The 14161-nt window shown below is 37.1% G+C and carries 9 protein-coding genes; 5 read left to right on the top strand and 4 right to left on the bottom strand.

Going from position 1 to position 14161, the window contains the following annotated elements:
- Positions 1-7 precede the first annotated feature (7 nt).
- From R4B61_RS02790 to R4B61_RS02780, 3 genes are all read left to right on the top strand, one after another.
- Positions 8-631, top strand: a complete 624-nt coding sequence (locus R4B61_RS02790) for a hypothetical protein (protein ID WP_413628120.1) — start codon at positions 8-10, stop codon at positions 629-631.
- Between the two features lie 20 nt (positions 632-651).
- Positions 652-1398, top strand: coding sequence for a hypothetical protein (locus tag R4B61_RS02785; protein ID WP_413628119.1), 747 nt, complete (start codon positions 652-654; stop codon positions 1396-1398).
- 254 nt (positions 1399-1652) lie between these two features.
- Positions 1653-2252: a L,D-transpeptidase gene (locus R4B61_RS02780; RefSeq protein WP_413628118.1), complete on the top strand. Its 600-nt coding sequence runs from the start codon at positions 1653-1655 to the stop codon at positions 2250-2252.
- A gap of 108 nt (positions 2253-2360) precedes the next feature.
- On the opposite strand, the gene R4B61_RS02775 is transcribed toward R4B61_RS02780, so the two are convergent.
- From R4B61_RS02775 to R4B61_RS02760, 4 genes are all read right to left on the bottom strand, one after another.
- Complete coding sequence (locus tag R4B61_RS02775) at positions 2361-3305, bottom strand: hypothetical protein (RefSeq protein WP_413628117.1); 945 nt, start codon at positions 3303-3305, stop codon at positions 2361-2363.
- 137 nt (positions 3306-3442) lie between these two features.
- On the bottom strand, positions 3443-7549 hold the full coding sequence (locus R4B61_RS02770; RefSeq protein WP_413628116.1) for a hypothetical protein: 4107 nt from the start codon (positions 7547-7549) through the stop codon (positions 3443-3445).
- Between the two features lie 436 nt (positions 7550-7985).
- On the bottom strand, positions 7986-10025 hold the full coding sequence (locus tag R4B61_RS02765; protein WP_413628115.1) for a glucosaminidase domain-containing protein: 2040 nt from the start codon (positions 10023-10025) through the stop codon (positions 7986-7988).
- Between the two features lie 178 nt (positions 10026-10203).
- The gene (locus tag R4B61_RS02760) at positions 10204-11010 is read right to left on the bottom strand and encodes a manganese catalase family protein (protein WP_413628114.1); all 807 of its coding nucleotides are present in this window, start codon (positions 11008-11010) and stop codon (positions 10204-10206) included.
- Between the two features lie 245 nt (positions 11011-11255).
- Between R4B61_RS02760 and R4B61_RS02755 the strand changes: the two genes are divergently transcribed.
- Both R4B61_RS02755 and R4B61_RS02750 read left to right on the top strand, forming a co-directional pair.
- Positions 11256-12422, top strand: coding sequence for an MFS transporter (locus R4B61_RS02755; protein ID WP_413628113.1), 1167 nt, complete (start codon positions 11256-11258; stop codon positions 12420-12422).
- A gap of 403 nt (positions 12423-12825) precedes the next feature.
- Entirely contained in the window at positions 12826-14157 is a 1332-nt protein-coding gene (locus R4B61_RS02750; protein ID WP_413628112.1) for an aspartate aminotransferase family protein, read from the top strand.
- Positions 14158-14161: the final 4 nt, after the last annotated feature.

Genomic DNA, 14161 nt, shown 5'->3' with positions numbered 1-14161 from the left:
TTTAAATATGATCAAAAAAAGAAACCTGCTTTTTAGCATTATTGGATTATGTTTATTTTTAACTGCCTGTGGTACTTCAACTAATAATAGCAACAAGTCAACTACTAAAACGACAGTACATAATACTAAGAAACAAGAAAACACTGCCTCACAAACTAAAAAACAAAATAATAATGATTCGCAAAAAAATAATAACCAAGCTGCTACCAAGCAAAATTCTAAAGGAATGAACTTAGATGAAATTAAAAATGGTAACTTTGCTGGCATTGCGGGTAATTGGCAAGAATTAGGATCTATGTCTCCCAAATTTAATGATGGTAACAAAATTAAACCTGGTGGCGATAATCAGTTAACCATTAGTAACGGAGATTTAAAGAGTAACGATATCACTTTAACCAAAGATAGTTTAACTACCAGCGATAAGAGTAACCCGGTGGTCTTTAATAGTAGTGGTAACTATTTAGTTGCTGCTTTACAGGATGAAACTGCGCCCATCAACTGGTCTGTATCGTTTTATCCCAAAAACACTACCGCTAAATTTTCTTCAGACGGCCAATTAAATAGTAATGATTTAATTGCTATCTGGACCAGTAATAATAACTATACTGAAGTTTTTACCAATAATAATTAGAAAGGATAAGATGATTTAAAATGAGTGAATTGAATGTTCCTGGAGAATATAACCTAGATGAAGCTTCTGGAGTACCAACTTTTGAAAATTCAGAAACTGGAAAAAAGCTACAAAAAAAATATGATGATGCTCAAGTTCAAGCTAATGATAGTTTAAAAACATTAAAATGGAGTATGTGGGGCGTTGTCGCCGTTGGGGTTATTGCATCTGGAGTGACCGGAGGATTCTCTGTTTTATTATGGATTTTAGCCTTTTTTATGAGAAAAAATGGGGTTTTTGCTAATAAAATCAGAAATAACTTAAATTCCGTATCACAAGTATATTCAGATTTTTATTACAAATATATAGATAAAATCATTTCTGGATTAACCAATAAAATTAGCATGCCCAACTGGAGAAGCTACAGAAACGGTACCCAAGCATTAATTTACAATGATCAAGGATTTATTTATTTTAACGTTGAGGACAACTTTTTAACCATTTATAACAAAAATGACATTAAAGAAGTAAGTAGAGAACGCGTTCACACCGGATCTCATACCACCCAAAGTTCAAATACATTTGGAGGTGGTTCAAACGTTGGAGATACCAACCTAATTGTCGGTGGTGCTCGTACTTCAACTAATGCTGATACAAACGACTTCTATGAATGGCACTTTGACATTTTAACCGACTTCATTTCTTATCCAAAAGTATCATTCGTCCTACCAGATTCTCAATCAGTAGAAGACTTCGTCGGTGAAGCCTACGCTGTATTAAAACCATAAAAATATACTAAAAAGGAAGCAAAACTGCTTCCTTTTCGTTTGCCTAAAATTAAGCATCATAGTTCATCATGATAAGCTTCAACCTACTGTCATAGCTACATCCGGCATTTCACTTCATTAAAATTAAAGATAACTAAATATATATATAAACATTTAACTTCATTTTTAAATTTTATTTTCAAATCACTCTTCTATTATTTTATTTATGGACTATAATTAAGTCTGTTTTAAACCTTAATATATGGAGAATAATTATGAAAAAGATTTTATATTTAGTTTTTTTACCATTACTTTGTTCCATATTATTTTTGGAAGTTAACACGTCTGCTAATTCCAAAAATGATCTGTTAAATCCGAGTTATATTAAACTAAATGGTCAAAAAGTGGTGGATTGGAACAAACCTACTTCAAAAAAATATATTAATTTGGCTAATGTTCCCGCTAAAGATTTGAAAATTGTAGTTGATCAAAAACACCAAAATGTAAATATTTATCAAAACAATAAGTTAATCGAGAGTTTTCTTTGTTCAACTGGTGTGAAAGATTCTGCCACCCCTACTCCAGTCGGCACTTTTGCGATTCAACCTGAACACGGAACATGGTTTTACAACCCTAAACCCAATATAACTGAAGGGGCCAGAAATTATATCAGTTTTAAAGATCATGGACTCTATCTATTCCATTCAGTCGTAACGGATCAAAACAATGACATATTGATGAGTCGTCAAGGACGTTTAGGTCATCCTAATTCTCATGGGTGTATTCAAATGAGTCTCCCTGATAATATTTATTTTTACAATACTTTTTCACAACCAGATAAAGTTGGAACTAAAGTTATTATCAAACCATTTTAAAATTAGCTAAATACATATTTTATTTTTACCATCACAAAGGCTCTTAAGTTAGTTTTTTCTAGCTTAAGGGCCTTTCATTATATCTAAAAATTTTTTGGTCACTTAAAGTTAATTATCATAATCAAGATTAGTGAGCTTGGCTACACCAGCCTGAACCAAAATGTTTATATAATCGACACTAGCGTTAGCTTTTTTGCCATTATCAAGGTTTAAAACAATTTCATACTTTCCATCTGGTATTTTTTCTTCATTAAATTTATTAATTAAAAATTCTTGGAGCTGATTTTTATTAAACTTATCCTTTTTACTATTATTTATTCCTAAGTTAATCTCATAATTGTACATTTGGCGTGCTTTTAACTCGGCAAATGGAACATCATAATATCCAGCCGCATATTTTTTCTTATGTTGGTCTTGTTGATTTTGTTGCATTACCCCGTTTAAATAGTTATCGTCATTTTCCCTTTGTCCTTTAAGTTCATCATTACTAAATTCAGTGAAGAATTTAGTATCAATGTCAATAAACTTATATTTACCGGTTTTAGCATTATTTTTGATAACTTTTTCTATCTGACTCTTCTCTGATTTAGCTGCAGGTTGTTGCATTGCTGCAGCTTTTAAAGGAAGCAGCGTCTGTTCAGCCGTACTTAAGCTTCCATGTGATCCATCTTTTTGAATTACATCAAACTTTCCGTTGTCATAGGCTTCAAAACTAACCGGGATTTTAAGCTTAACGTCGGAATGATTTTCACGATAGACAAAACTTCCGGTAATTCCGCCCTGACTAAAACCATTATGGCGTTCTTTCAAATCAGTGATTTTTCCCGTAAAGCCTTCTTTTTTTAACTCACGATTTAATTCCTTCAGAGTGGTTTGTCTAACATTAGATTCAGCAGCTCCTCCAGTAAACGACTTCAAACCCGTTGCATTAATAAACATGGGAATGAGCCAAAAAAACATTATCAAGCTAACTAAAATTAGAAAAAGGAAAATTCCACCTAGTAATTTATAATCTTTAAGTTTTGCTTCTCTATCATCATTAATCTTACTCATAAAAAATCAACCACCTTAGCTTAACTGCATTTATTATGCCCCCATTATAGCAATTATTTAAACCAATAATATTAAAAAAAGACAACCATCTCTCCAAAAGGAGAAGACTAGTTGTCTCTTTTTAACGATTCAATTATCTAATTTTTCTTCTTGTAAATGAAGAAGGCAATTAGTGAAACTAGTGCAGTAACTAATGCAGCTAAGAATTTATCTAGTGAACTAGATTCCTTTTTATGGTTATTCTTCTTGGTACTCTTAACATCACCTTTGGAATGATGAGTGTTATGTTTCTTCGTTTTATTCTTATCAGATTGGTTATTTTCTGCATTGTCTTCTGGTTGCTGAGTTTCGTTTGTTGCTGTAGCTGATGTTTCTGCTACGTTAGCAGTATTATTTGCGTTATCACCATTACCAGCATTATTGGTCATTGTGATACCCATTCCTGATTCATTAATGGTTGGGTATCCATTTGAATTAGCATTGATAGCGTTACTATTTTGGTCAGAATTATTAGTTGAATTAATTAATGTTGCATCATCGCCGTTCAATTCTTTTTGACCTCTATCATTTCCTAAATCAGCAATTACCATGTTGGCTGGTTTAGCAGCTGAATCATTGGTTCTATTGTTTCTACTTGATTCAGTAGCTGGTTTTTCATTGTTTCTAGTAGGATTGCTGTCATTTGATCCAGAGGCGTTGCTGCCGTTTGAGCCCGCTGCATCACTGCTGTTTGAGCCACTGGCGTTGCTGCCATTTGAGCCCGCTGCGTTGCTGCCATTTGAGCCCGCTGCGTTGCTGTCATTTGAACCCGCTGCATCACTGCTGTTTGAGCCACTGGCGTTGCTTCCGTTTGACCCTGCGGCTTTGCTGCCGTTTGATCCGGCGACATCACTACCATTTGAGCCTGCTACGTCACTTCCGTTTGACCCTGCGGCATCACTACCATTTGAACCTGCGGCGTCACTTCCGTTTGATCCGGCGGCGTCACTTCCGTTTGATCCGGCGGCATCACTGCCATTTGAGCCCGCTACGTTACTTCCGTTTGAGCCCGCTGCGCTACTTCCGTTTGAGCCTGCAGCGTCACTGCCATTTGATCCGGCGGCGTCACTGCCATTTGAACCTGCGGCGTCACTGCCATTTGAACCTGCGGCGTCACTGCCATTTGAACCTGCAGCATTACTTCCGTTTGACCCTGCAGCATTACTTCCGTTTGAGCCCGCTGCGTTGCTTCCATTTGAGCCCGCTGCGTCACTGCCATTTGAACCTGCGGCGTCACTGCCATTTGAACCTGCAGCATTACTTCCGTTTGACCCTGCAGCATTACTTCCGTTTGAGCCCGCTGCGTTGCTTCCATTTGAGCCCGCTGCGTCACTGCCATTTGATCCGGCGGCGTTACTTCCGTTTGAGCCTGCGGCGTTACTTCCGTTTGATCCGGCGACGTTACTTCCGTTTGATCCGGCGGCGTTACTTCCGTTTGATCCGGCGGCGTTACTTCCGTTTGATCCCACTGCGTTGCTTCCGTTTGAGCCTGCGGCATCACTTCCGTTTGAACTTGGTAAAGTTTCGTCACCGAGTTTCTTCACGTGAATAACTACCTGTTGTTTAGAATCACGTTGCACAAGGTAGTTTTGGGTTCCACTAAAGTAACGGTATCCGTCTGGAATTCCAGCAGTAGTGTTAATGGTATCTTTATATTTATTATGAAATTCTGCTTTTCCAACTAAATTATTAGTATTGTCTTCATAATACTTAACGGTGGTAATGGTTTCTAAATTATCATTTCCTTTGAAATTATCACTTTTAACGTTTACCACTGAGTTTGCACCCGCTACTCTAACCGTAACGTCTTGTTTGGTATCAAGTGTGTATCTCAAGAATGAGAACAATTGTCCGGTTTCTGGGAACTCAATTTCAATACTTTGAGTATCAGTTCTAACGTTCATCTTGGTAATTTCTCGATCACCTAAAGAAGCGTTGTAAGGTAATGTGTACCAGTTAGATGCTTTGTTAACAAAGCTTCCGCCATCACGCCAATTCAAGATTTTAATTTCATTTCCATCCCGATAAAGACGAATGTGTTGAGAACCATCATTTTCGACAAAATTAAACAATGCTTCGAAATCGGGTTTAACGGTTCCTTCAATTTTAAAGTTATAATTTTGTGCAATTGTTTGTTCTTTACCAACTGTAGCAAGATTGTCTTGCGCTTCAACCCGGTTCTTTTCGATACTGAGGTTATCGTCCCATTCGGTTCCGTCTAAACTAATCCAACGAGCTTTAACTACTCCATTGTCTAGGTAAACTTGTCTAAATGAAGCGACTCCATTTAAGGCAATTACATTACCATCCTTAACTTCTTGATCAGAATATTGCCAGTTACCTAACCAACTATTTTGCACCACTCCGTTAACTGGATTTCCTAACGGATCATTGTTAAATTGGCTATTTCCACCATAATAATCAGCACCGTAGTCTGAACGATTCATCTTAGAATTGTCAGTAATGATGTAGTTGGTTGGGTCATTTGGATCTTGAACTGCGTCATCCGGAATAAATAGTCCCTTTTCATCAATATGTCCAATTAACCAAACACAACCTTCACCATTAATAACTTTATAGTATGGTCCCTCAGCCCAGTTTTGAATTCCAAAGAACATTACGTCTTTAGTTTCGCCAGTAGTTTGGTCTTTCATCCGTGATACTGCTGGAGTTTCAACTAATGACCATTTTTTAAAGGCAGCATTGTCACCACTTAGAGTAGTTTTACCAATGTATTTAAAGTTAAACCCATCATCACTAACGAATTGGGTAATTCCGTGTTCATTTCCATGATCACTATCTTGAGCTAACCACAATTCCATTTGGTTAGTTTCAGAGTTATACCACAAGTTAGGATCTCGGTTATCACCTAAATATCCATCTACTTGTTGGGGAAGCCCGTTAATGGGATGATTTTCCATTGGTTTGAAAGTATATCCACCATCTAAACTATCTAATAAGAAAATGTTTTGTCCGGTATCACCCATTTTACTGTTCAATCTTGGTGCACTAATGGCCGCAATTAAAACATCTGGTGATTTAGGTAGGTTTTTATAAAATCCATTTTCGTTAGTTACGATAGAACCAGTCCAAGTAGCATCCCACAAACCGTCCGCTTTAGCAGGAACTGCAGTCCCACAATCTTGAAAGTGAACTAAGTCTGAACTAGTAACGTGAGCCCATCCTTGTTGGCTAATGCGATCTTTACCAAATTGATCTGTATCACTGTGAAGGTAGTAGAAGTGCCATAATCCATTAGAATCCTTCCAAATGGTTTGCACATCGTTACCACCACCTTGAGCATCAGTGTAATGGTATTTTTGCCGATATCGACTAAATTCTACTCCGGCTTGTTCGTTCGTTGCAGTATCTGGATTTACGCCATCATGATTGCTGTCATAAACCGTTTTAGAATCATATGCTTCTTTACTTTGTTTGTCTCCCGGATTCTCAACTTGTTTAGCTGGTTCAAGTTTTTGATTTTCGGGTTTAGATTTAATTGGATTATTAACTTCATCGGCAGTTACTTCATCTTCACTATCTGTAATTCTGGTAGAAAGTGAAGTAGCAGCTGAACTACTGGTTGAAGTTGCGCTACTTACTAAATTAGTGGCTTCACTGCTTACTGAATTAGTAGCCTCACTACTTACTGAATTAGTAGCCTCACTACTTACTGAATTAGTAGCCTCACTACTTACTGAATTAGTAGCCTCACTACTTACTGAATTAGTAGCCTCACTACTTACTGAATTAGTAGCCTCACTGCTTACTGAATTAGTAGCCTCACTGCTTACTGAATTAGTAGCCTCACTGCTTACTGAATTAGTAGCCTCACTGCTTACTGAATTAGTAGCCTCACTGCTTACTGAATTAGTAGCCTCACTGCTTACTGAATTAGTAGCTTCACTACTTACTGAAGTTGGTGTTTCGTTTTTTACTGAAGTTGTTGTTTCACTATTGACTGAATTTTCAGCACTCATAGTTGCTACAACTTGATTAGCAGTTTGGGTGGTTGAAAATTCATTCGTATGTAAATCAGCATTTGTACTTATCTGCATAAAAGATAAACTAGCAGTTAAAAATAAAGTTCCCGTCGCAAATTTCATCCAACCATGTTTCGATTTGACTAATTTATTACGAACTTTCTTTTCTGCGGTCCCTTCGATCATCTTTTTATGTTTCTGATACGCTTCAGGTATTTCCAAAATATTCTCCTTCAAAAAAATTAAAATTTCATAAACGACTTAGCTATAGTAACAAGGAAGTTTATATTTTTTCAACAACTTTATCAAAGAAATCTAAAGATATTTAATAATGTTAAAAGTTTTGGGTACTTCTAATCTTTGTTATTAATACTGATTAACCGTTTTCATAAATTTTGCAAATTTTTTCTAAATTTTTTTGCCAAATTTAGCAAGAAAACGCTCTCAAATACTCGAAATGTAAAGTAACTGAAAATACTACTGTTAAAGGGTTCCATCAATTACACTAGGTATGTTTTTGTTTCTAAATTAATGACTTAAAATCGGATAATGGACAAACATTTAGACAAAAAAGACAACCAACTTTCTATTAAATAGTAGAAAATTGGTTGTCTTTTTAAAATATATTTAGTTTTTAAACGCTTAGTTTGGCTTCAAACTAGTTGTTTTTCTTGTTCATCTTTCCTAAACCAATGAAAGCAAATAGAGAAACTAGTGAAGCACCTACCATTGCTAAGAAACCATTATTAGTTTCACCAGTTTGTGGTAAAACAGCTTGTTTAGCAGCAGGAGCTGCTGGTTGTTCGGCCTTAGCTGGTTCAGTAGCTTTTTGTACTGGAGCTGCTGGTTGTTGTGGTTGAGCAACCGGAGCTTGAGCTACTTCTTTTTTAGCGTAGTAAGTTGGAAGTTGACCCTTTTCAACGCTTTCAATTGCGGCAACTTGAAGTTTAGCAATTTCTGGGTTAGTTGAGTATCTAAATCCAGCTGGTTGGTTTCCAGTTGCTGGAACAGTAACTTCAGCAGCTGAGTTGCTTTGGTTGTTGTTAGCTGCAGTAGTAGTGTTGGTACCATTGTTGGTTGCTGGAGTGTTTACTGAATCATTGTTGTTAGCATCAACGTTAGTAACACCAGTTAAGTCAGCAATCCAACGATCTTGTCCGACAAAGTTTTGGTAGTGTAACCAAGTGTAGCCATCCGCATTCTTTTGGTTATCATAACCAATCACATCACCAGCGTGAAGTTGACCAGTAATGGCAGCATTGATAGAAGCATCAGTTCTTACATTTTGAGTTTCTCTGACAATGTAAGTCTTATCAAAGTTAGGAGTTTGAACACCGGTTGTTTGGTTGCTACCAGATTGGTTGTTAGTTGGTTGTGATACAGTTGGTTGTTGGCTAAATGCACCTGCTTCACCAGTAATAGCATCATATTTGTTCAAACCGTTGTATTGGATAATACTGATTAAAGTATTAGCGTAGGTTGGTGAAGTAGCGTAACCATCATTTTGTAGTTTCCAAGCAACACTAGTGTAGTTTTTATCACCTAGTAAGTTGTTGTAACGTGAGTTTTCAAATAAGAAACGACCATGATCAGCAACACTTTCGGCATAACTTGGGTAAGCACGGAATTGATCATAAATAGTTACATAACCACTACCGTTCCATTCTTGTGTTTGAAGAGTAGTTGATTGCCCATTGTAGTTACCTTTAATTCCGAATAAGTTGTTACCAGGAGCAGCTGAACCCCAGGCACTTTCTACGATTGCTTGCGCAATTGAAACACTAGGTAATACACCGTATTGTTTCCAAGTTTCAATGGCACCAGGTGCGATTGAATCAATAAATTGTTGGTTAGATGAAGTAGTTGAACCAGTGTTAGCAGTTTGGTTAGCTAATTTGGCAATCCAACGATCTTGTCCAGCAAAGTTTTGGTAGTGAAGCCAAGTGTAACCATCATTATCCTTTGAACCATTGTAGTTAATGGTGTCACCAGCTTGTAATTGACCAGTAACTTGACCATTAATACTTGGTTGGTTACGGACGTTTTGTTCCCATTGAGCTGTGTATGAACCAGAAGTTTGAGTCATACCATCTGTATCACTTGAATATGTGGCTTCTTCACTAGCAGCTCGTGGAGAAATCGTTTCTGCACTAGCAGTTTGAGGTGCAGTGTATGTATCTGTATCTACAGCAGGTTCAGCAGCTTTTTGTGGTGCAACGACTGCTGCTTGTGCTTGAGCAGATTGAACAGTTTTGTCTTCAACTGCGGGTGCTTTTACTTGTTCAGCATCAGCCATTTTAGTATCTACTGTTTTAGGAGCAGCAGATTTAGTATCTGTGGTAGTTGCTGGTTTAGCTTCGTCAGTTGTTTTAGTAGCTGTTTGATCAGCAGTTTTGCTATCGGTAGCTTTAGTATCAGTAGTCTTGGCAGCATCACTATCAGTGGTTGTTTTATCAGCAGCTTTTGCTTCAGTAGTAGTATCTGTTGCTTTTGCTACTTGTGCTGTAGTGATTGTAGGTTGTGCAGTAGCTTCATCCGCACTTACGCTTGCTTGATATCCAAAGAAGAATAATGAAGCAAATGTAACTCCAAATGTAACTTTTACCCATCCATGCTTACTTTTTGCTAATTTACTGTGTAATTTTTGTTCTCCAGTTTCAAAACTTACTTGATTTCTTTTCGCGTTAATTTTATCCATTGGTTTACCTCTCATTTCTTATATTAATAAACAACTTTATTATACTTCATTTAACTTTGTTTAAGATTATTAAAATCAATACAGTAGCTTTACATTATGATTACAAGTTTTAATCAATATTATTTAATAAAAAAAGAAAGACCAAAATTTATTGGTCTTTCTTAGTTAATTTAATTTATTAGCCTTGATTATTGTGTAAACGTTTATCAGCGGGTTTGTTTTTTGGCAAACCACCCATTGCTTCAGGATCAGCTTGATAAGTGAACTTTTCACCATCTTTAGCAGTTTGACCTTCAAAAGCCTTAGCGCCACCACCATCAGAAAAGTCCATCAAAACGTGTGAAAATTCTTGGTGTTCAATGTCTTTCATATCACCAGGAACAATTACACCATACTTTTCTTCCAGTTCTTCTTGTGCCTTAATAAATTGGAGTTGGTGTTGAGTTTCTCTTGCTAGTAAGAAACGTAGCATATCCCGAACACCTTTATCCTCAGTCATGTAATAAAGTCGACTAACTTGCAAACGAGCTTCTGATTCACGAACCACGTTAAAACGCATATCAGCAACTAAGTTACCACTAGATGTCGTATAACCGGCATTCCAAGCAGCTCCATTCGGATTATTAAGTCCTGCAGTCATTCCATGAACAATTGCATGTTCTGGATCCATTCCACCAATTACGGCAGCCAATGCTGGATCTTTACGCATTTCTTCTTCGGTTGCATGCATTGGTGCACCTTCTAGTAAGTAAGCAATCATGGTTGAAATCATTTCCACGTGCGCCATTTCTTCGGTACCAGTAGCTAACAATAAGTCTTTATACTTTTCGTCACCAGTTGAAGCCCAACCTTGAGATAGGTATGACATCATTCCGGTCACTTCTCCCCATTGACCACCCAATGATTCTTGAAGACGACGGGCCATTAATGGATCTGGACGATCTGGCTTGGCGTTGTATTGTAACTTTCTTGTATGTTTAAACATATTTGCTCCCTCTTTCTTGAAAGTGTCTTTCTGTGATAAAGTTTTGCAATTATACATATTGCATATTATTAAATTTAACACAATGAATTTAAATGTCTAACAAAACAACTTATTAAATAATCATTAAATTGCTCGTGATTTAAATGACAAGTGCTATAAAACTCACTCTACAAAATCATTTCAGTTATTGTTACAATAAAGTAATGGCTTTAATTAACAGACCAAGTTTTAGATTAGGAGTTTTTATGCAAAGTTTTCGCGTTCGTACCATTATATTAGTTTCAATCGGATTAATTTTAGGGATTAGCGAATTTATTATCGTTGGAATTCTAAGTAGCTTAGCCAATTCCTTCCATGTAAGTGTCGCTAGTGTTGGACTTCTAACCACCATTTTTGCGGTAGTTTATGCCATCTCGACTCCCATTATTTCGCTATTAATTGGAGATGCCAAATTGATGAAGGTGATGATGATTATCTTATCAGTCTTTATCTTTGGTAATTTGATGTCTGCGTTAGCACCCAATTTTGCGGTTTTAGCAGTTTCTCGAGTTATCACCGCGTTGGTTTCTGGAATTATAATTTCTCTAACCATTACGTTTGCTACCAAGATTGCCCCCAAAGAAAAACGGGCTTGGATTGTTTCATGGATCTTTTCCGGTTTTAGTATTGCCAATATCATTGGAGTTCCCATTGGGACTTGGATCACTGGTCACCTGGGTTGGCGGTATGTTTTTGCATTAATTGTTGTAGTTTCTACTATTATATTGATTAGTTTTTACATTTCCCTGCCTCATGACATTCAACAAGCTAAAGTAGAAAACTTTAGTTCCCAATTCGATATCTTAAAAGATCGTCGAATCCTGCTAGGAATGACCATTCCAGCTCTAGCTTTGGGAAGTGTTTATGTTCTTTATACCTACGTTACGCCGCTTTTAATCAATCATTACGGGTTTAACGTTAACTTCGTAACTGGATTTTTAGTAGTTTATGGCTTAGGTACGTTAGTCAGTAACCAATTAGGGGGCGTATTAGCCGCCAAAAACGGTCTTCATCGACTCTTCAAATTCTACGTACTCCAAATGGTGGCTTTAGCTTGTGCTTCCATCTTCTTTAAGTTCTCTTTGATTAACTTAATTATCATCGTTATTTTAGGAATTACTATTTACATGTCTGGAGCAACTAGTCAGCTCCTATATATGGAGATTGCCGAAAATGATTATCCCCAATCATTAGTGTTGGCATCTTCTTTAAACCCGATCTCCAGTAACATCGGAATCGCGGTAGGTTCTGCCACTGGTAGTGTCCTCGTTAATTCCATGGGACTTCCGGTTTTAGGTTTTGGTGGAGCCATCTATGCCGCTATTTTATTAATGGTAATTTGGACTTTAACCCACAAATATCACCAAAAATAAATCATTAAATCCTAACTTTTTCAATCAAAGTAACTCATTTTACGGTAAAAAACTGTAAAATTGTTGTTGACAGATTTAAAAGTTCACATTATACTTTAAAAAAGTTAAAAAAATACAACGGAAAGGAAATCTGAAACATGAATACTGTAGCTTACATTATTATTTTATTATTCATTTTAGTCTTACCAATTATTAAAACCGGTGTGGATAATAAAATGCTATTTTAGTATTTCAAAGATTTTCTGACTATTGTCCACGCAGTTATTCAAATGACACTGTGGGGCGTATCATTTAAAAATACCAAAAGTCCCCAGTTTAAGTAACTGTGGGGCTTTTTTTATCTTTCAAGATAGGAGTTGATCAATTACACCGATTCAATCCCAATAAATTAAGGAGTAATGTCATGTCTAACAAAGAAATTTTAGAATCAGAACAGCAATACTATGCTCAAGCAGACCGAATTAAGTATTTCGATATTGTAATTAAGTCTGGTAAGGGCGCGATTTTAACTGACGAAGATGATCATCAATACATAGATTTATTGTCCAGTGCATCCGCAACTAACACGGGGCACAGTCATCCCCACGTCGTTAAAGCGATTCAAGACCAGGCTGCTAAGTTAATCCAATATACGCCTGCCTACTTTGCTAACGAACCTGAAGCTAAGTTAACTCCTAGACTTGCTAAATTAGCTCCCATTGAAGGTGACGTCCGCGTCGCTTACGGAAATTCAGGTTCAGACGCAAACGATGCCATTATCAAGTTTGCAAGAGCCTACACGAAGCGGCAATACATCGTTAGTTTTACCGGTGCCTATCACGGTTCTACCTACGGCTCCATCTCGACATCTGGAGTTAGCCTCAACATGACTAGAAAGATTGGTCCGCTCCTTCCTGGAGTGGTTAAAGTTCCTTTCCCTAGTCCTTGGTACCGTTTAAAGGGTGAAACTGATGATGAATTTTCAGACCGCATGTTTGAAGCCTTCAAACTCCCCTTTGAAACCTATCTACCCGCTGATGAAACTGCTTTAATCGAAATCGAAGCAATTCAAGGTGACGGAGGCTTCCTAAAGGCACCGGAAAGATACCTAAATAAGGTGTATGACTTCGCTAAGGAAAATGGCATCATGTTTGCCGTTGATGAAGTTAACCAAGGGTTAGGACGTAGTGGAACGATGTGGTCCATTGATCACTTCCCCCACATTCATCCAGATATGATTGCAGTCGGTAAATCAATTGCTTCTGGACTTCCTTTAAGTGCCGTTTTAGGTAGAGCCGAAGTCATGGATGCCTTAGCTGCACCTGGTAACGTTTATACCACTGCGGGTAACCCAGTCACAACCGCCTCAGCTAATGCTACTTTAGATGTCATTGAATCAGAAAATTTAGTTGCAAGAAGTGCAAAATTAGGTGCGCAAGCAAAGGAATTCTTTGCTAAAATGAAAGGTAAGTTTAATTTTATTGGTGATGTTCGAATCTTTGGTTTAAATGGCGGAATTGATATCGTTGATCCTGAAACTGGAAAAGCTGATAACCAAGCAGCCACTAAATTAATCACCCGAATCTTTGAATTGGGCGCCTTGATGATTACCGTTCGTGGAAACATTCTTCGTTTCCAACCACCTTTGGTAATCAAAGAAGCCGAGTTACAACAAGCTTTTCAAATCCTTGAACAAGCAATGCAAGAATTAAATGATGGAAAAATTGCTGACCCTACCACTAAAATGGGTTGGTAAAAAA

The organism is Fructilactobacillus vespulae, assembly GCF_047324295.1.
GTDB classification, from domain to species: domain Bacteria; phylum Bacillota; class Bacilli; order Lactobacillales; family Lactobacillaceae; genus Fructilactobacillus; species Fructilactobacillus vespulae.
The sequence above is the reverse complement of the archived record's forward strand: the minus strand, read 5'-3'. Positions and strand labels throughout refer to the sequence as shown.